The 18,319-nt window shown below is 71.7% G+C and carries 18 protein-coding genes, 1 tRNA gene and 2 pseudogenes; 13 read left to right on the top strand and 8 right to left on the bottom strand.

The window, feature by feature from the left end; all coding sequences use genetic code 11:
* The 3 genes and pseudogenes from QMK28_RS07790 to QMK28_RS07780 form a co-directional block, all read left to right on the top strand.
* A pseudogene (locus QMK28_RS07790) lies at positions 1-696 on the top strand (hypothetical protein); the annotation flags it as partial.
* Positions 697-755: 59 nt separating this feature from the next.
* The gene (locus tag QMK28_RS07785; protein ID WP_326436271.1) at positions 756-1,253 is read left to right on the top strand and encodes a DoxX family protein; all 498 of its coding nucleotides are present in this window, start codon (positions 756-758) and stop codon (positions 1,251-1,253) included.
* Positions 1,254-1,462: 209 nt separating this feature from the next.
* Positions 1,463-2,128: a DedA family protein gene (locus QMK28_RS07780; RefSeq protein WP_326436270.1), complete on the top strand. Its 666-nt coding sequence runs from the start codon at positions 1,463-1,465 to the stop codon at positions 2,126-2,128.
* Between the two features lie 131 nt (positions 2,129-2,259).
* Here the strand turns inward: QMK28_RS07780 and QMK28_RS07775 are convergent, their stop codons facing one another.
* Positions 2,260-3,051, bottom strand: coding sequence for an alpha/beta hydrolase (locus tag QMK28_RS07775; RefSeq protein WP_326436269.1), 792 nt, complete (start codon positions 3,049-3,051; stop codon positions 2,260-2,262).
* Positions 3,052-3,415: 364 nt separating this feature from the next.
* Between QMK28_RS07775 and QMK28_RS07770 the strand changes: the two genes are divergently transcribed.
* Entirely contained in the window at positions 3,416-4,867 is a 1,452-nt protein-coding gene (locus tag QMK28_RS07770) for a carotenoid oxygenase family protein (RefSeq protein WP_326436268.1), read from the top strand.
* A 201-nt stretch (positions 4,868-5,068) separates the two neighbouring features.
* Here the strand turns inward: QMK28_RS07770 and snpA are convergent, their stop codons facing one another.
* Positions 5,069-5,740 (bottom strand): snapalysin, encoded by a 672-nt coding sequence (gene snpA / locus QMK28_RS07765; protein WP_326436267.1) that lies wholly within the window; start codon positions 5,738-5,740, stop codon positions 5,069-5,071.
* A 573-nt stretch (positions 5,741-6,313) separates the two neighbouring features.
* Between snpA and QMK28_RS07760 the strand changes: the two genes are divergently transcribed.
* Positions 6,314-7,378: a LysR family transcriptional regulator gene (locus QMK28_RS07760; RefSeq protein ID WP_326436266.1), complete on the top strand. Its 1,065-nt coding sequence runs from the start codon at positions 6,314-6,316 to the stop codon at positions 7,376-7,378.
* 29 nt (positions 7,379-7,407) lie between these two features.
* Here the strand turns inward: QMK28_RS07760 and QMK28_RS07755 are convergent, their stop codons facing one another.
* The 4 genes from QMK28_RS07755 to QMK28_RS07740 are packed head-to-tail and all read right to left on the bottom strand — an operon-like array spanning position 7,408 to position 10,622.
* Positions 7,408-8,652, bottom strand: a complete 1,245-nt coding sequence (locus tag QMK28_RS07755; protein WP_326436265.1) for a serine hydrolase domain-containing protein — start codon at positions 8,650-8,652, stop codon at positions 7,408-7,410.
* 13 nt (positions 8,653-8,665) lie between these two features.
* A complete protein-coding gene (locus QMK28_RS07750; protein WP_326436264.1) occupies positions 8,666-9,619 on the bottom strand; it encodes a DUF6895 family protein in 954 nt (317 codons plus the stop codon).
* Positions 9,616-10,446, bottom strand: coding sequence for a hypothetical protein (locus QMK28_RS07745; protein ID WP_326436263.1), 831 nt, complete (start codon positions 10,444-10,446; stop codon positions 9,616-9,618). The genes QMK28_RS07750 and QMK28_RS07745 overlap by 4 nt, the downstream gene beginning before the upstream one ends.
* Positions 10,443-10,622, bottom strand: coding sequence for a hypothetical protein (locus tag QMK28_RS07740; RefSeq protein ID WP_326436262.1), 180 nt, complete (start codon positions 10,620-10,622; stop codon positions 10,443-10,445). The genes QMK28_RS07745 and QMK28_RS07740 overlap by 4 nt, the downstream gene beginning before the upstream one ends.
* A 384-nt stretch (positions 10,623-11,006) precedes the next feature.
* On the opposite strand from QMK28_RS07740, the pseudogene QMK28_RS07735 reads away from it, so the two are divergent.
* The 3 genes and pseudogenes from QMK28_RS07735 to QMK28_RS07725 all read left to right on the top strand — a co-directional run.
* Positions 11,007-11,174: pseudogene (locus tag QMK28_RS07735) on the top strand (phosphoglycolate phosphatase); the annotation flags it as partial.
* A gap of 191 nt (positions 11,175-11,365) precedes the next feature.
* Positions 11,366-12,223 carry a nuclease-related domain-containing protein gene (locus tag QMK28_RS07730; protein ID WP_326436261.1) on the top strand — a complete coding sequence of 286 codons (858 nt, stop codon included), beginning with the start codon at positions 11,366-11,368 and terminating at the stop codon, positions 12,221-12,223.
* Between the two features lie 188 nt (positions 12,224-12,411).
* Positions 12,412-13,212, top strand: a complete 801-nt coding sequence (locus QMK28_RS07725; protein ID WP_326436260.1) for a maleylpyruvate isomerase family mycothiol-dependent enzyme — start codon at positions 12,412-12,414, stop codon at positions 13,210-13,212.
* A 133-nt stretch (positions 13,213-13,345) separates the two neighbouring features.
* On the opposite strand, the gene QMK28_RS07720 is transcribed toward QMK28_RS07725, so the two are convergent.
* A complete protein-coding gene (locus QMK28_RS07720) occupies positions 13,346-13,804 on the bottom strand; it encodes a hypothetical protein (RefSeq protein WP_326436296.1) in 459 nt (152 codons plus the stop codon).
* A 310-nt stretch (positions 13,805-14,114) separates the two neighbouring features.
* Here QMK28_RS07720 and QMK28_RS07715 point away from each other — a divergent pair, with 310 nt between their 5' ends.
* The 3 genes from QMK28_RS07715 to QMK28_RS07705 all read left to right on the top strand — a co-directional run bounded on the left by QMK28_RS07715 (position 14,115) and on the right by QMK28_RS07705 (position 16,229).
* Positions 14,115-15,296 (top strand): helix-turn-helix domain-containing protein, encoded by a 1,182-nt coding sequence (locus QMK28_RS07715; protein WP_326436259.1) that lies wholly within the window; start codon positions 14,115-14,117, stop codon positions 15,294-15,296.
* A 112-nt stretch (positions 15,297-15,408) separates the two neighbouring features.
* Complete coding sequence (locus QMK28_RS07710; protein WP_326436258.1) at positions 15,409-15,876, top strand: hypothetical protein; 468 nt, start codon at positions 15,409-15,411, stop codon at positions 15,874-15,876.
* 8 nt (positions 15,877-15,884) lie between these two features.
* The gene (locus QMK28_RS07705; protein WP_326436257.1) at positions 15,885-16,229 is read left to right on the top strand and encodes a DUF6415 family natural product biosynthesis protein; all 345 of its coding nucleotides are present in this window, start codon (positions 15,885-15,887) and stop codon (positions 16,227-16,229) included.
* A gap of 88 nt (positions 16,230-16,317) precedes the next feature.
* Here the strand turns inward: QMK28_RS07705 and QMK28_RS07700 are convergent.
* Positions 16,318-16,392: transfer RNA gene (locus tag QMK28_RS07700), tRNA-Val, on the bottom strand.
* Between the two features lie 161 nt (positions 16,393-16,553).
* Between QMK28_RS07700 and QMK28_RS07695 the strand changes: the two genes are divergently transcribed.
* Both QMK28_RS07695 and QMK28_RS07690 read left to right on the top strand, forming a co-directional pair.
* Positions 16,554-16,733: a DUF4097 family beta strand repeat-containing protein gene (locus QMK28_RS07695; RefSeq protein WP_326436256.1), complete on the top strand. Its 180-nt coding sequence runs from the start codon at positions 16,554-16,556 to the stop codon at positions 16,731-16,733.
* Positions 16,734-16,808: 75 nt separating this feature from the next.
* Positions 16,809-18,188: a hypothetical protein gene (locus QMK28_RS07690; RefSeq protein WP_326436255.1), complete on the top strand. Its 1,380-nt coding sequence runs from the start codon at positions 16,809-16,811 to the stop codon at positions 18,186-18,188.
* Positions 18,189-18,319: the final 131 nt, after the last annotated feature.

Here is an 18,319-nt window from a genome sequence, read left to right as displayed (position 1 = left end):
TGGTACACACCGCTGAACGCGTTCCTCTCCATCGGCCCGCCCCGCCGGCGGATCGAGGAGATGGCCGCGCTGATCGAGGCGGGCGTGCTGGAGGTGCTCGGCCCGCGCCTGGAACTGCGGCCCGGCGCGGCGGGTTCGACGGATGCGTCGGATTCGAAGGGCGCGGCGGGCGATACGGGCGCGTCGGATTCGAAGGGCGCGACGGCCTCCGCGAGTCCCGGCCCGGAGATCCCCATGGAAGGCCGCCCGGCCGCCTTCCACGCCCGCTCGCCCGACGTCCCGGGGTCGGACATCGCGGCGACCACCCTGATCGAGGCCCGGCTCCCGGAGCCGGATCTGCGGCGTACGGCGGACGAGTTGCTGGCCCGAATGCTGGATTCCGGGGCGTGCCGAGCGCACCGGGTGACGGGCCCTGAGGGCGATTACGAGACAGGCGGACTGGATGTGACGCCCAGCCCGTACCGGTTGGTCGACCTCGAAGGCCGCCCGCACCCCCGGCGGTTCGCGGTCGGGGTGCCGACCGAGGGCGTGCACTGGGTGACGGCGGCAGGGGCCCGGCCTGGGGTGAACTCCGTGACGCTGGCGGATGCGGACGCCGTGGCGCGTGCGGCGCTGCGCGTGATGGTGCGGACCGCCGCCCCCGCACCCATTGGTATGGACCATTGGCCAGATGTTGAACTTGCAAGTATTGATTAGGTCAACCTAATCTTTGGCTTCATCGGTTCCCTGTCCCCGAAACCGAAGGAGTCACCCGCATGCCTTCCGACACCGCGCTCGTCTCCCCCGCCCGATCCGCCCGGCCCGCCTCCCCCGGCGACCGCGCCACCCCGCACGCGCTGGCCCTGTTCCGCATCGTCATCGGCCTGCTCTTCGCCTGCCACGGAGCCTCCTCGCTCTTCGGCGTCCTCGGCGCCACGTCCCTGCCCGGGGGCGCTTGGCCCGGCTGGTACGCCGCCGTGATCCAGCTCGTCGGCGGCACGCTCGTACTGTTCGGCCTCGGCACCCGCTACGCCGCGCTGGTCTGCTCCGGGTCCATGGCGTACGCGTACTTCAGCGTTCACCAGAGCGAGGCGCTGTGGCCGCTGCAGAACGGAGGCGAGCCCTCCGCGATCTACGCCTGGGCCTTCCTGCTGCTCGCCGTCACCGGCTCGGGCAGTTGGGCGGTCGACCGGCTGATAGCCAACGCCCGCGGCGGCCGGGGCGAGGGCGCCTCCGCTCCGGCCGGAGCCCGGCGCGAGCCCAGCGCCATCTGACCGCACGTCACGACCCGAGTGGGGCCGGAGCAGCACCAGAGCCGCGATCGAGCGAACTTCGAGATGTCTGTGAGATCACAGTGATTCGAGCAACATCAGCTGCCCCCGCCCCTCTCGGGTGAGCGCACAGGCGTACGCTGTACAGCTGTAGAGCCGCCCCTGCCGCTGACCGCGACGTCGCGCGGCGGGGGATCGGATCTGGAGTCGCTGTGCTGGAAAGTCTGGGGTCGTTGACCGACACCCCATGGATCTACATGATCGTCGGGATGTCCGTTCTCCTCGACGTATTCCTACCAGTGCTCCCCAGTGGATTCCTGGTCATCGCCGCAGCCACGGCCGCCGCCGGCACCACCACCGCCGCCGACGCGGTGGGCGTGCCCACCCCGGTCGACCCCAGCGCGCACCTCCCCGAGATGTTCGCGCTGATGGCCTGCGCCGCCACCGCCTCGGTCCTCGGCGACCTCGTCGCGTACCGCCTCGCCTGGCGCGGCGGCGACCGGTTCGACCGCGCCATCGCCCGCTCCCGCCGCCTCACCAAGGCCCAGGACAGCCTCGGCACCGCGCTCACCCGCGGCGGCGTGCTCGTCGTGGTCGCCCGCTTCGCACCCGCCGGACGGTCGCTGGTCAGTCTGAGCGCGGGCGTCGCGCACCGCACGGTGAAGGAATTCCTGCCCTGGTCGGCGCTGGCCGGGCTCGCCTGGGCCGCGTACAGCGTGAGCCTGGGTTACTTCGGCGGCAAGTGGCTGGGCGCCAGCTGGCTCGGCTCGGCGGTCTCGCTGCTCGCGCTCTTCGCGGCGGGCGCGGGCGCGGCGTACGCGATGCGACGCCCCGGCATGCAACAGGCCGCCGCGCCACCCGCACCCGCCCAGGCCTGACGGGCCGGGGATGCCTGACGGGCCGGGGCCAGGAGCCCCGTTGCGGGGCCACGAAAAAGGTAACGGGGCCACGGAGCGGTAAGTCCTGCGAAGGGGGGCGGGCGCTTTTGCGCGCCCGCCCCCCTTCGCTCTCACACCCGGCAGCTCAGCCCGCTTCCCCCGGTCTCCCCCACCGGGCCCGCCAGCGCCCGCACGACGTGCGGCGGCAGTTCGCCGATGCCCAGAAAACCCGCGACCAGCCCCGCCGCGAGGGTGTGCCACACACCCGCCCGGCGCAGCATCGCGTGATCGCTGCCCGGCACCACCAGTCGGCACACCTCGGCCCCGGCCTCCCGGGCCCGTACGGCGAACCGCAGGGAGCCCGCCGGGTTGGTGATCCGGTCCCGGTCCGAGTGCACCAGCACGACGCTCGCGCCGGCCAGGTGCGTCACCGGCTCGTCCTCGGGGCACCAGGGCGCGAGTCCGATGACCGCGCGGACTCCGGGGTGCCCGCCCAGCCGGAGGGCCGCGCGGGCGCCCATCGAGTGCCCGACCAGGATGAGCGGTACGGGGCCGACGGCGGCGGCGAATTCCTCGATCGCGGCGCGGGCGTCCGGCACCGCGTCGGCCCGGGAGCCGTTCCAGCCGCGGTGTCGGTAGCGCACCTCGCCGAGCGCCACCCCGTATCCCGCCGTCCGCCGGCCGATCGCCCGCGCGAAGGGGCGCATGCGCAGCGCGGGCGGATTCAGCGGCATCGGCCGGCCGAGGCCGTCCTCCTGACCGCCGTGCAGGAGCAGCACGGCCGCGCGGGGTTCGCGGGGGCTCGCTCGGATGAGGAGCGGCTGGTGCGGCTGCCGTCCGTCCTGCCGCCACCGGACCTCTTCCCCCGTCCACCCGTCCCGGTGTCCCTGTCGGCCGCTGGCGCGTTCGCCGTCGTCGTCCACGTGTATCGGGCCTTTCCGTCGTCCTGCCGCGGCTGCTGCCGCGGCTGCGGCTGTCGCGGCCTGTCTGTCGTCTCCGTCGCGTCCTTCGGCGTCGCGGCCGTGCCGGTCTTGGCTGTTCCTGGCCTGGTTGTTCCGGTCTTGTGCTGTTCCGATCATGGCTGTCGTCACCCGTACCCAGTATTCGGGGCTGCTCGCCCGGCGGATGGGTCGCCGGGCCAACGAACCTTCCGGCGAAGGAAAACCGCTGGCGCACCGGTGCCAGCACTCGACTGGCAGCCGCTTCCGCTGGAGAGTAGGCCCTGTTCCCTGCCCCGGCGGGGGGCTCGGCTCCTCCCGGGGCGGTACCCGCTGCCAGGAGGTCGGCATGACGGAGCACACGAACCCCTATCTGACCGGGCTGTTCGCGCCGGTCCAGGACGAGGTCACCGCCCACGATCTGCCAGTGACCGGACGGATTCCCGACGGCCTGAACGGCCGGTATCTGCGCAACGGGCCGAACCCGCTGGGCATCGACGACCCTGCCGCGCACCACTGGTTCACCGGCGCCGGCATGGTGCACGGCGTGCGGCTGCGCGAGGGCCGGGCCGAGTGGTACCGCAACCGCTGGGTGCGCAGCGACTCGGTGGCCGAGCGGCTCGGCGAGAAGGCGTCGCACGGACCCCGGCACCAGGACAAGGACTTCGCAGCCAACACGCACATCACCCGCTTCGCCGGGCACTACCTGGCCACGGTCGAGGGCGGCTCGCTCCCGTACGAGCTCGACGCGGAGCTGAACACGATCGGCCCGTTCGACTTCCAGGGCACCCTGCCGGGCGGGTTCGCCGCGCACACCCTCCTCGACCCGGCGAGCGGCGAGTTGCACGCGGTCGCCTACTGCTGGGCGTATCCGTATGTGCAGTACCTCATCGCCGGAACGGACGGGCGGATCCGCCGCCGCGTCGACATCCCGGTCGAGGGCAGCCCGATGATGCACGACTTCTCGCTCACCTCGGGACATGTGCTGCTGTACGACCTGCCGGTCGTCTTCGACCTGGAGCGGGCGGGCGCCGGCCCCGGTCTCCCGTACACCTGGGACGCGGGGCGGCGGGCCCGGCTGGGCGTGCTGCCGCGCGAGGGCCGGGCGCAGGACGTGCGCTGGCTGGACATCGAACCGTGCTTCGTCTTCCACCCGATGAGCGCGTACGAGGAGGACGGCCGCATCACGGTCCATCTCGTGCGCTACGACCGCCTCTTCGACGCGAGCCGCAACGGTCCGGACGAGGCACCGCCCTTCCTGGAACGCTGGACCGTCGACCTGGCCGCCGGGACGGTACGGCAGGAGCGACTGGACGACCGTCCGGTCGAGTTCCCGCGTATCGACCCACGCCGTACGACCGGCCGGCACCGCTATGGCTACGGAGTCCTGGAGCCGAGCGAGGGCTACGGGACGGCGTGGGCGCGCGGCCATCTCGCGGAGGCGGGCGGTTCGGGGGCGGGCGGTTCGGGGGCGGGTGCTTCGACGACTGCGCCGGCGAAGATCGAGCGGGTCGGCATCGGCCTGGTCAAGTACGACTTGGAGCGGGGCAGCAGCGAGGTGCACCGGTTCCACCCGGACGGCGACGTCGGCGAGGCCGTATTCGTACCGGCCGATCCCGGGATGTCGGCTGCGGAGGACGACGGCTGGCTGCTCTCGTACGTCTTCGACCCGGAGCGCGGGGCGACCGACCTCGTCGTGCTGGCAGCCCAGGACGTGACGGCCGGCCCGGTGGCCCGTATCCATCTCCCGGCCCGGGTGCCCATCGGGTTCCATGGCAACTGGCTGCCGGATGGGGGTTGATCCGGCCTGATCTGATCTGATCCGGCCTGACTTGACTGCGGATTCGGCCGCGTGACGATCCGGCACGGGCCAGTCCGATCCGTTCCGGACAAAGCTCGACGGCCCGGCTCCCGCGAGGGGAGCCGGGCCGTCGACGACCGTGACCGGTCGGGCCTGTCGGGCAGGCCAGAGGCAGGAAGGAAGGTCAGGAAGGAAGGAAGGTCAGGAAGCCTTCATGAAGTCGGTCTTGTCGAAGGCGGCCAGGCCGTTGGCCCACAGCTCGTTGACTTTGCCGGACTCGGTCTGGTCCGGGTTGGAGTTGGTGCAGGACGGGCCGGGGCCGCCGCCCGACATCAGCTCGCTGCACGGACCCTCGTAGTGGTCCGGCAGGCCCAGCACATGGCCGGTCTCATGCGCCGTGACGCGGGTCGAGTCGTACTCCTGGTTCTGCGCGTAGTCCAGGAAGATATAGCCGTTGCCGTGGCCGTCCGTGCTCGCGTACGAGCCCTGCGGGTCGTCGCCCTCGCGGTAGCTGAAGTCCGCGTTGCCGCCCGCCTGGAGCTGGACGTTGCTCACGTGGCTGTTCCAGATCTGCGCGCTGCTGGCGATCTGGGCCGCGAAGGTCGGGGCCTGGCTCGCGTCATAGGTGACGGTGACACTCGCGGCGCGGGGCGAAATGGCCTGCTTGGCCTTGACGGACTTCATCACGGCCTTGAAGAAAGCCTTGTTGGCTGCTTGGTCGCCGGGGGTGGGCAGGTAGCCCGAAGTGGCGGGGTGCTCGGAGGTGTCGCCGGTGGGTGCCGGGGGCGCGGACGCAGCCGCGGGCATCGCTGTCATGCCGACTGCCAGGCCGAGACCCAGCGTGGCGGAGAGCAATATCTTGGAGTGCTTCATGGGGGGACTCCACTCTCGCCCGGGGGCACCGATTCGGCCGCGGTGGGGTGGCGGCCGGATGACCCCGGATGGACTTGTGGTCCCGCGGAGTCTCTGTCGAGATCCGGCCGGCGCGGATGATGCCAGCTGGTGATAACTCGATCCAATCCCCTCCCGACGGCACGCACATCACGGCCGGGTCCCCTCCCGGCCCGACGACGGCCCAACGACCGTCCGACGGCGGCACCTTGGCAACACCGCGCCGTCTCCTCGGCAGCGCGCTGCGGCGCGCACCACCGGGCGCAGTCGGGGCGCACTCGGGCCTCGGCCGTCCGTGATCCACCCCCGTATCCGGCCGTACGACCGCTCGCCCCCGAGCCGCTCGCCCCCGCCCGCGCGGCCCGCCCCTCGGCAGGCCGCGCGCCTCACCCAACGGGGTGTCGATCGGGGCCCGATCGCGGCTCCCGACACCCGGCAAAGCGTCTGGACGACCGATTATTGGCATGTCCGCTTCGTTGATTGATGGCATTCACGCGCTGTTCGTGCGCTTTGTGTGTCTGGTGTGATAAGTAGAGGCCCCGTTATGCTCCCGCCGTGGAGCTCGATGTGAGGCACCTCCGTGCGCTGTGCGCGATAGCCGATGCGGGCAGCGTGCGAAAGGCTGCGGTGCAGCTCGGCGTGACCCAGCCGTCCCTCACCACCCAGCTCCGCCGCATCGAGAACGCCATCGGGGGCCTGCTGTTCACCCGCGAGCAGTCGGGCAGCCGCCCGACGCCGCTGGGTCGTTCGGTTCTGTCCAGAGCACGCCCGATAGTGGCCGACATGAGCGCGCTGGTCACAGCGGCGAAGGACGCGGTGGTCGTCAGCGGGGAAGCCCGGCTGCGGATCGGCAGCATCGGCAATCGTGCCGTCGCGGGCTGGCTGCGCAGGCTGCACTCCCGGATTCCCGAGGCGGACACCACGATCCACATCGACGTGTCCGCCAACATGCTGCTCCAGATGGTCGAGACGAACCAGCTGGACATCGCCTTCGTGCACGAGGTCGAAGGCTTTCCGCTGCGCATCCCCTCCGGCCTGGAACGGCGCGTCCTGGTCGCGCGCGAGCCGCAGTTCGTCGCCCTCTCCGCCGCGCACGCGGCGGCCGGCCGGCCCGTACTGCACCTCGCCGACCTGGCCGACGACCGCTGGATGGTCGACCCGACGGTGGACGACGAATGCGCGGCGATGCGGCGTGCCTTCGCGGCGGCGGGCCTCAATCCAAGGGTGGTCCACGTCCGGGACTACACGACGGCCGCCGAGCTGGTCGCCTCGGGCGAGGCGGTGTCCCCGTGCCAGCCCACCTCAGGGCCGCGCCTCGGCGCCGTCATCCGGCCGCTGCACGGAGACCCGTTGACGGTGCGGCTGTTCGTGGTGTGGCGGCCGAGCACCGTCGTGGCGGCGGAGATGGACGCGCACTTCGCCGACCTCAAGGAGTCGTACCTTGAGCTGGCCTGGGCGAACACCGCCTACCGCGAGTGGCTGCTGCGCCACGACAGCCCGTTGCTGCGCGCCGAGGACGGCCGCATCCGCGATCCGTTGCTGACCCGAAGACCGGTACGGGCTCCGGGCATCGGCCGGGGGCTCACCGCGCCGCCGCCGCAGCCTGTCGTCGGCCCGTAGCTCCGGCTCGGCCCGTGGCTCCGGCTGCCTCAGGCTTTCAGCGCCAGGGTGCGCAGCGCGCTATAGGACTGCTGAATGAACGTGCTGTTCAAGGCCGGGGCCGTGTTGGTCAGCGCGACGAGCGCCACGCCCGTCTGCGGGCTGAAGCCGGCGAACGAGGAGAAGCCCCGGGTGCCCCCCGAGTGGTAGTAGAGGTCGTGTCCGGGACGGGGCTGGATGTACCAGATCAGCCCGAGACGCTTGGTGCCGCGCGGCACGACGAGCCGGGGGCGGATGACGTCGGCGAGCCCGGCGCGCAGCGGAGTGCGGACCGTGCCGACCGCGGAGTCGGGGTCGATCAGCGCGTCCAGCAACGAGAGCAGGTCCCGGGCGCTGGAGCGGGCCGCCCCCGCCGCCGGCAGGCCCGGAATCCGCCAGGCGGGGCGCGCGCGACCGTGCCAGTAGCCGGTGGCCTGCGGGAGACCGGCGGCGCAGCTCGTGTGGGCCAGCCCGAGGGGGCGCAACACCCGCCTGGCGAGCAGATGTTCATAGCCGCCGCAGTCACCGTCGGAGCCGCGCGGCTCGGCCGCCCGCGCGAGAAGATCCCCCAGCAGACCGACCGCGAAGTTGGAATAGCGCACCCGACTGCCGGGCGCGAAGCGCGGGCGCGCACGCCCCACGGCGCGCAGCAGATCCGCGCCGGTGAACGAGCCGTACGGGTTGCTGCACCACTGCGCCGAACCCGAGGTCAACAGGCCGGGCGGCAGCCGCGGCAGCCCCGAGGTGTGGGTGGCCAGATGCAGCAGGGTCATCGGGGCGCCGCGAGTGCGCAGGATGGTTCCGGGCGGCAGGAAACGGGCGACCGGGTCGTCGTAGGCGACTTCGCCGCGTGCGGCCTGCTCCGCGAGCAGCAGGGCCGTCAACACCTTGGTGAGCGAGCCGAGTTCGAACCGGGTGTCGGGGTCCACCGGAGTTCCGCCGACAGCCGCCGTACTCCCGCTCGCGACGAAGACCCGCTCGTCGCCGAGCCGCAGGGCGACGACGGTGCCGCTCGCGCCGACGGCGGCGTCGAGCAGCGGGCCGGCGGCGTCGGAGGCCCAGGTCGGCGTCGATACCGCGGCCCGCACCGGCGACCGCGCCGGCGACGACTCCAGCGCGCCGGGGTGGCCGCCCGCTGCGTACGGATCGGGCCGGCCTTGCGTACGAACGTACGCCGCCCGGCCCCGAGCGGGCTGCTCGCCGGACTCTCCGGGCTCCCCGGACTCCCCGGGCGGCGACGGCTGCCGGTGCGTCATGTCCGGCCCGCCGTCATGCCTGACCCGCCATGTCGCCGAGGGCCGCCGTGCCGCCGAGGGCCCGGGAGACCGCGAGGGTTCCCGCGATCGTGGCCACGACGGCCGTGTGCTGCTGGTTGGCGAACCGGTCGTCGATGTCGTCGGAGACGGCGGAACCGTCGCGCGGCACCAGCCCGTCCTCGTGCTGGATACGGGCCAGCAGATCCCATGTCCCCGGGTCGCAGTACGGTTCCCTCAGGCAGCTGCCGACGATCATCAGCTCGCCCATCAGGTCCCACTCCTCGACCTCGGCCCAGATGTCGATCCAGGCGGGGAGCCACGCGGTGAGGTAGGCGTCGATCTCGGCCGGGAGATCCTCGGTCCTACGGCCCCAGTCGGTCACATGGAAGACCGTGTGCGTCATGCTGTAGCCGGTCATCCAGTCGATGAGCCAGGGCTCCGGAGCGTTCCCGAGCCAGGTCGCGCGGATCAGTTCTGCCCAGTCCGGCGCGCGGTCGCCGCGATCGAGGCCGACGACGCGGGCCGCGTTGGCGACGGCGAGCTTGCGGTTGGGCAGGTGCTCCACACCGCGTACCGACCGCAGCCCGGTGACGTGCTCAAACAGCTGTTCCATGGCCTCGTGACGGTAGCCGCCGCGCGCGAGGTGCGCGTAGCTCTCCAGCGAGTCCGTCATCAGCGGGTACCGGAGCAGGCGCTCGTAGAGCATGTTCCCCTCGTCGAACTGCCGCCAGACGTGGTCCAGCACCTCGCCGGCGAGCCGCAGTTCGGTGGCTCCCGACACGGACTCACGCAGCACCAGGGAGGCGACGAGCGACATCTCGCCGAGATCCTTGTACGCGCCGTTGGGATCGGCGACGTCGGCACTGTTGGTGCCGGTCTGCAGCACACCGCGCCGGTGGTGCGTGTGCAGCCAGCCCAGCGCCTTCACGCTCACCTGGTGGGCGGTCGCTGTCACCGACGCGGTCATACGGGCTCCAGTCCGAGTAGTGTCCCGGAGATCGCCGTGTCGAGGGCGATCCGGGGGCCGCAGCCGAGCACCCGCAGATGCACGACCAGCGGGACGGGGTCGAGCGGCAGCGACACGCCTTCGTGCTGGAGCAATGCCAGCCAGCGGGCGATCCGTGCGGCCGTGGGGTAGTCCCGGCGCAGCAGCGACCGGGTCGCGCCCCGCGCCAGGGCGAGCGGCGCCCGTCGGGCCGCCGCGTGCACCGGCCCGTCCAGCCCGGGGAGCGCCAGCGAGGACAGCTGCCCCATCCGTACGGACCACTCCGCCCACCCCAGGCCGGGGGCGGTGGCGGAACTGCTCCCCGCCGCCGCCGGCTCCTCCGCCACGGCGGGCCGCGCGGTCCCGGGGCCCACCCCGAGACCGGCGTGCTCCGCGAGCAGCGGCGCGCCCGGGGGCTGCGGGGCGTGCAGCGGATCCACCTCGCCCACAGCGGTGAAGCGGGCCAGCATCGAGGCGGTGGCCCAGTCGCGCCAGGCCATCACCCAGGGCTCGGCGAGCCCGGTGGGAGGCGGCTGCGGGGGGCCTTCCGGCGGTGGGAAGACGGTGAAGGACTTCGCCACGGCCGCCGCGTCCCGGGGATGCAGGGCGGCGCCGACGAAAAGGTGAGGAGCAAAGGTGTCCGCGCCGACGACACGAACAGCGGCGAGCGCCGCCGCGCCGTCATCGGCACCCTCGACATGTGCGGCGACCATGGCCACGCCCCCGACGCCCCGAAGGGCGTCGAGGGCACTGCGGGCCAGATCAGCCGCCGATTCGGCGTAGGCCGTCCGCGACCGATCAAAACTCACTTGTCCTTCGGCTCCTTCGGCGAGAGCAGCAGGCCCAGCAGGAGAAAGCCGACGCCCCACGCCTGGGGGGAGTTGACCGGGGCGTCACTCAGAGAGGTCTCCGGCTCCACCATCGCGGCGCCGAGCGCCGCCCGGTCCGGGGCGATCACGGGCGATTGGAAGGACTGAGCAAGCATTGGTGCCTCCTCATGTAGGTGTCATCGCTGCTTCCAGCGATGCTCAACGTCCTTACCGTATGCAGGTTATGGATGATTCGCATCATTTGTCCTGATGTGGGCTTTCTGGGCCCCGCGGGTGACGCGGGTGTCATCCATACGGACCAAATCGGCGTCTCACGACTTGCGCGGAGAGGAGATGAGTGGCAGGGGCACATCGCGTCGGACTACGGAGCAGGTTGCTCCGAGGGCGTCCGGCCGAGGAGCCAGCGGCAGTCGCGGGCCGGCTGATGGACCTGGAGCTGCACAGAGAGGCCGTCGGCGCGTACACCGAGCAGTGCCCCGCGACCTGGCCGCCTTCGCTCTGCGACGGACTGGCCAACAGCGCGAACACATCCCCTCGTTGGCGATACGCCGGCAGACGCGCGCGCCGGACTGAAAGCAGGCGTAGGGGTGGTGGCGGTGGCCACGGGCAGCAGCTACGAGGATCTCCGGGCGGCGGGCGCGCAGGACGTTCTCGCTGATCCGGTGGATACGGAGCATGTCGTGCGGCTGCTCGCCGACTGTCCCTGACCTTGCGGCAGCGAAGGCGCGCCGGGCTCGGCCGTACGGAGCGGGGCGCTCCGCACAGTCCCCCCAACCCGCTGCCCCGCCCGAGGCATCGGAGATGTGGGCAACACCCCACCGCATATGCCGTCTTGTGGCAGCGCCCCCCGACTGTTGCCATGTCTGTGGGGACGACACACCGACACCCGGGGGCCGGCATGAGCGACCTGCAGATCACGGCGTGGAAGCGGAACGGACATGACCGGCTGTATGTGAACCTGCCGAACGGCGAAGCCGTGGCGTGGCTGAACCGGAAGACCGGCCAGGTCACCGTCCTGCGCGAGGAGTACCGCGCGGCGGCGATGGAGGCGTTGACCGGGTACCTCCCGCCGACCGCCGCGGCGGATCCGGCCGCCCCGTCAGCCTCGTACGCCACGCCACCGCCGCTGCCCCCGCTCACAGTTGAGGAAGACCTCGCCTCGAATCGTCCCGGCGCCGCCCTCCGCGCCAAGCTCGCCGCCGAGGGACCCGGGCCGGTGAAACGCGCCTCCGACTGGCTGCTGCAGCGCAACAGCGAGTGGGACTCCTGGCGCAAGGGGCTGGCCGGCGAGCGGCGGGTGGGAGCGGAGTTGCAACGACTCGCGGGCCAGGGGTGGCACGTGCTGCACTCGGTGCCGCTGCCGCGTGACGTGGACGTCGACCATCTGCTCATCGGGCCCGGTGGCGTGTTCAGCGTCAACACCAAGCACCATCACGGCAAAACGGTGTGGGTCGGTGACGACTCCGTCAAGGTCGACAACGGCAGGCCGCAGCCCTACGCCCGCAAGAGCCGCGCCGAAGCCAAGCGGGTGCGGCGGGTGCTGGAGCGGCACTGCGGCTTCGAGGTCCCCGTGGAGCCCGTCATCGTGTTCGTCGGCGTCAGCGATCTGGAGAAGGTCGTCACGCTCCTCGACGTACGGGTCTACCGGGAACGGGAAGTCGCGGCCCTCGGTCCGACGACGGGTGTGCTGAGCCTGCGGCAGGTCGAGCAGGTCTATGAGATCGCTCGGCATCGCCAGATATGGGCGAACGCCTGACGTACGCCTGACGTACCTCTGACGCGGGCCTGACGCGGGCCTGACGTGCCACGCTCGGCGCCTGTCCCGAGCGCCCGCGCTCCGGCCCACGAGGCCGCGACGCTGTGACGCCGCGACGCTGTGACAGGCTGCGCGGAGATGCCCGGCCGGTCAGGCCATCGGGCCGGAAACCAGGAAAGCGCAGCGAAATGGACATGCCGAATGACTCGGGCCGGGCGTCTTCCCCCGCCGCCCACCGCGACGCCATCGCGGCGGAGACCGCCAGGTTCGTGGAGCTGATCAAGGGCGCCGACCTGGCGACCCCGGTGCCCAGTTGTCCGGGCTGGACACTCGTCGACCTGGTCAGGCACACCGGGAGCGTGCAGCGCTGGTTCTCTGTTCTGCTGCGTCAGCTCGTCCAGGAACCGCCGCGAAGCCGCGATGTGGAGCTCCGGCTGCCGATGAAGGAGGACGGCTACGCCGACTGGCTGGCGACGAGCGCGGCTGAGGCCGCGAGCGCGTTCGCGGTCACCGACCCGGATGCCCCGATGTGGGCGTGGGGCGCCGATCAGCACGCCCGGTTCTGGATGCGGCGGATGCTGTTCGAGACTCTGGTGCACCGCGCCGACGCGGAACTCGCCCTCGGGCTGCGGCCCGTGATCGACCGCGACCTCGCGGCCGACGGCGTGGACGAGTTCCTGGTCAATCTGCCCTTCGCCGCGTCCTTCGCCCCCAAGGTGGCCGACCTGCGCGGCAACGGCGAATCCATTCGCTTCCGCTGCACCGACACAGACGGCGACTGGCTGGTCCGGCTACGGCCCGACGGCTTCGGAATCGACCGGAACCCCACGAACGCGGGCCCGTCCGCCCCCGCCGACGCGGCCGTCCACGGAGCCGCCGCGGATCTGCTGCTGCTCATGTACGGCCGCCTCGACCACGGCTCGGCCGCCTTCGAGGTTGTTGGGAGCGAGGATCTGCTGACGCGCTGGTCCGCCGACTCCGAATTCTGAGGCACGCTGCCACGTTCCCGAATTCCAGCTCACGAGCCGGGGGATTCCGCCCGCTCCCGGCGCAGCTTCCGGCCCCGCCGGGCGGGCTGGGCGTATTCATGCGTCCAGCCCCCCTCGGCGGGGCACTCCGCTGTCAGCCTCGCCGGGCCGCACCCTCTGGCCACACCACATCGACGGCGAGCCCCGCACCGCGCGCTTCGAGCACGGTGTCGGCGGTGCCACCGCCCTTGCCCGACGGCGGGGTACCGTCCCACACCGCGACGAGCCGGTCGGCGCGCTTCAGAAGAAGAGAGTTCGCCGCCTCGTACGCCTGACGGTTCGCAGTGTCGTACGGCAGCACGACGACCTCCACGGCAGCCTCGATCAGGTGGTCGAAAACTGGCGCATGCTCGGGACGGACCTTCTTCTGCCGGTAGTCCTGGGACGGGATCACGGCGATCAGCCGCCCGCCGATCTCACTCACCACCTCAGCGAAAATGGCGTCCGCCCCGGCCGCGATGCACGACAGCCCGACCAGCTCGGCTGCGAACGGCCGCAGCGCTTCGCGCAGTGCGTCGCGCACGAGCGGGACGCTCTCGTCCGTGAGATCCATATGCCCGGTGACTGCGACGGTCGTCGTCACGATGCTTCCCCGATCAGCTCGACACTCGACAACAGATCGCGGATAGCATCTCGCGCCTCACGCATCGGACGCGAGGCGCTGCGCCCCACTGTGTACGGGTACAAGCTGCCGAGCTGTGTCCGTACCCGACTGGACCGGGTAAGGGCGGCAGCCTCACGCACGACGCCCCCTGCCCAACCTCACGGCTCGAGTTCTAACGGTCGGGCAGGGGGGCGCTTCGCTGTTCCCCTGACCGGCTCCGGGGGTACCGTCCTGATGTCGAGTCAGAACGGAGCCGATTATGCCCACTCCGCCCGAGGACCACACCGGCGCGCGCATCCGACGCCTCCGAGTCCTACGCCACCTGACGCAAATGGGGCTCGCTGAACGCGCCCATGTGTCGTACTCCCTCGTGGCCAAGGTCGAGCAGGGCGCGACACCAGCCACGCCGGCGTTCATTGGTGCGGTCGCCCGAGCCCTCTCCGTCAGCACGGCCGACATCACCGGCCAGCCGTACGTAGACGAGCTGCGAACCGACCAACTCGATGGGCTCATCAACCCCGTCCGCGAGGCCCTCGATGTCTACGACCTCGGAGCCGACCCGGACATTCAGCCGCGCTCCCTCGCCGACCTCGACACGGCCGCCGAGCAGTTGTGCTCCACGATCCGCGAGACGAACATCAAAAAGGCGGCCACCGAGCTGCCGAGCCTGATCTACGAGGTGACCACTGCGGCGTACCTCACCCCGTCCGATGACATGTGGCGCGTGCTCGCCAGCACCTACCGGAGCGCGTACGACATCGCGACGAAGCTGGGCTACGCGGACCTCGCGACGACCGCCCTGGACCGGCTGGAGTGGGCCGCCGTGCGGGCATCCGACGCGGTGCTGAGCAGCCTGCGCCAGTACCTTCGGGGCCTGGCCTATCTCCGGGCCGCGCAGTACCGGACGGGCAAGCGCCTCATCGGTGTGGGCCTCGCGTCGATCGGGCAGGCAGACGCGTCCCTGCCTCGGGATGTCGTCACGGGGCAGCTGCACCTGGGCGCCGCGATCCTCGCCGCGCGGGACCAGCGGGAGGACGACGCGACCGGGCACTTGTCCGAGGCCGAGCGGATCGCCGAACGGACGGGCCCTGCGGAGCGGGTGTTGTGGGTCAGCTTCGGCCCCACCAACGTGAGAATCCACAGGGTGTCGGCGCTCACGGAGCTGAACCAGTACGGCGAGGCGTGCACGGCCGCCCAGAGCATCCAGCTCGGTGCGCTGCCGCCTTCCCGGATCGGCCACCACCATGCGGACGTGGCCCGCGCTCAGCTGTGGGCGGGGAAGCCCGACGCGGCGTACGCGAGCCTGCGCCGGGCGCGAGCCGCCGCTCCGCAGCAGACGCGGTACCACCCGATGGTGCGGCAGACGATGGAGGGGCTGGCCAGCCACTACCGGAACGTGCCCGACAATTTCTCCAACTACGCCGCCTGGCTCGGCATGTAACGATGCGTCACTCAATGGCCCCGGCCGTCAAGAAGGCTTGATAGTCGGGGTCTTGTGGCGCGGGCACCCTGGACGTGCGTGACGCAGACCACGTCCAACAGGGAGCCGATCCATGATCCTCGCCACCACAGACCACGAAGCCGCACGCAGGCTCGCGGCCGTCGACAGACACCCGGAACTCGCCTTCGCCGACTGGGCCCGCGGCAGCATGGCGATGCTCCCCGCCGGCCGCGGCTGGGATGTCGTCCGGCTGGACGGAGACGTTCTCCACACGGCTACTCGCAGCCGGACGCCCGAGGTGATGCGCAGCGTCCTCCCCGAGCTCGGGATCACTGGGCCCGTGATTCACGACCCCCGCATGGACGTGCACTACGCCCTCGTGCCGGCGGGCACCGCCGAGGACTGGGACGACCTGCCGCACGCCCGGTGCCTCAGCGACGGCCATTACATCGGCGTCCCGGCCGTCGAGCGGATCTGCGCGCCCGGGGCCTACTGGCTCACCCGCCCGACCGAGCCCCTGTGTGATGTCGCGGCACTGCGCGCCCTGGTGGCTGCGGTGTCGACGGCCCCTGAAGAGTGACGCCGTTCATGGCGACCACCATCGACCGGGACACCATGCAGAAGACGATCAGCCACGGCCTGACCGAACGCAGCACCCCACTCCGCTTCGAGGAACTCACTGAGCTGGAACAGCTGCTGCGCGGCCACATCCACCTGCTGCTCCCCGGAGTCGAGGCGAAGGTCGACCGGCTGTGGCACGGCGGCAGGGAGTGGTACCGGCACCGCGCCCACCTCGACGGCATCCGGTACCAGGCAGACCAGGGCCTCGGCGCCGGACTGCTCTCCGCACAACTACAGGTCCGTCAGCTCGCCCGCGACTGCCGTTGGCTCCTCGAACAGCACCCCGATGTGCGACGAGTCGGGTGCCGGTGACCGGGTCGTGCGGACTCGGTGTGGACTCTGATCATGAAAGCGGCCCACCCGTTCGAGAACAGGCGGGCTGCTGACTACGACTTTTCACTGGTGGGCACAGCTGGGTTCGAACCAGCGACATCTGCTTTGTAAGAGCAGCGCTCTACCACTGAGCTATGCGCCCCGACCGAATCGACAGCCTACATTGCCGTACGCCCGCCCCCGCAAACCCACAAACCTGCGCCGCCGGGAGCAGCAGCTCAGCGCGCGGCGGCGCGGCGCGCAGCGGTGCCGGCGGCCTCCGACCGGCGCGAGCCGGGGGCGCGAGCCGGCCGCCTGAACCGGGTGGAGACGAGCAGCGACAACGGCGCGGTCAAGATCGAACTGCCCCGCGCCACGTACCGGGTGGACGCTTCGGCGGACAACGGCGACGTCCACGTGAAGGTGCCGACCGACGATTCCGGCAAGCACGTCGTCAAGGCCCGCAGCAGCAACGGCGAAGTCACGCTGCGAACCGCGAACTAACCGGCCCGTGTGTTCGTCCCTACCAGGTGGGAGAATGACACTGGTACATGGATGAACACAGCACGGGAGAGGGATGTGACGGCGACACACGCGCAGCCGTACACGCAGCGAGCACGCCGTCGCTCCATCGGGGGCCCCGCCCGTGACGTCCTCACGCTCCTTCTGTTGCCGATCCCCCTGCTGATCGCCGTCGTCCCCGCCTCCTTCGCCGGAGGCGGCACCCGTCGCTGGTTCGGCGGGCGCGGTGACCAGCTCAGGGCCGACGCCCAGGCCGCCAAGGACGCCGCCGCGGCGGCGTTCTACGAGCTCGACACCGCCCAGCGCGATCTGCGGATCTCGCTGGAGACGATCACCGCGGTGGACAGCTCCCCCGCCGCCCGCAAGACCGCAGAGGACTTCACCGCGCTCGGCCGCCGCATCGACGAGGTCAGCGGCGTCTACATCACCGCCGTCGACGCGCACGACCTGGACCGCGACGAGCTGGAGGCGTCCGCCGCCGCCAGCGCCCGTACGGAACTCACCAAGGCCAAGGACGAGCTGCTGGCCGTCAAGGCCGACCTCGACCGCTTCGGGCAGAGCCTCGGACCGCTGCTCCAGAAGGCCGAGACGCAGCTCGCCCGGCTCGCGCCCGCCGTCGAACGGGCCCGGCAGGGGCTGCTCGCCGCGAGCAACGCCCTCGACGCGGTACGGGCCGTCGGTCTCAAGGCCGACGATCTGGCCGCCCGGCTCGCCGCGCTCTCCCCCGAGCTGACCAAGCTCAACCAGGGGGCCGGCCAGCACGGCGTTCAGGACACCATCCGGCGCGCCGACGACGTGCTGCGCAAGGCCGAGGGCGTACGGGGCGAGGCGGAGCACCTCCCGCAGAAGGCCGCCGAGATCGACCGCCGGCTCGTCTCGCTGCGTACCCGCGCCCAGGCGATCACCACCCGCGCGGGCGGCGTCGAGCCGATCCTCAGCGAGCTGCGCCGCCGCTTCACCGCCGCCTGCTGGCAGGACCTGCAGTCCGTACCGGACCAGGCGACGCGGACCGTGGCGCAGGCCGAGGCGAAGCTGAAGGAGGCCGTCACCGCGCGCGACGAGCAGCGCTGGCCGGACGCCACCTCGCGGCTGAGCACGGTCAGAGCGCTGCTGGACACCACGGACGAAGCGGTGTCGGCGGCCGGTGAGCGGCTGCGGCAGCTCAACGAGGTCTCGCACGACCCGCAGAAGGAGATCGAGCGGACCCGGTTCGCGATCCGGGACGCGCAGCGCCTCGCGATGGCCGGGCGCAGCACCCCGGACCCCCGGCACGCCCGCCCGCTGGACGACGCCGTCGCGCGGCTCGACCGCGCGGCCGACGGCCTCGAAGGCCGGCACCCCGACTACTGGCATTTCCTGACCGAGACCGACGCGGTACGGCAGACGGCGGCCCGGGTGGTCCAAGAGATCCGCGAGGAGCTCGGCGGGGGGCACTGAGGCGGGCAGCGAGGTGGGCACGCCTGGCTTGGCGGCACGCCGGCGCTTGGCGGCACGCCGGCCTTGGTGCCGCGCCAGGCTCACGACCCCGCCCGCCTCGCGCCCCCGGGCAGCTCCGCCCCGGATCGGCG

This window comes from Streptomyces sp. H27-D2 (assembly GCF_035828615.1).
Taxonomy (GTDB): Bacteria; Actinomycetota; Actinomycetes; order Streptomycetales; family Streptomycetaceae; genus Streptomyces.
The sequence above is the reverse complement of the archived record's forward strand: the minus strand, read 5'-3'. Positions and strand labels throughout refer to the sequence as shown.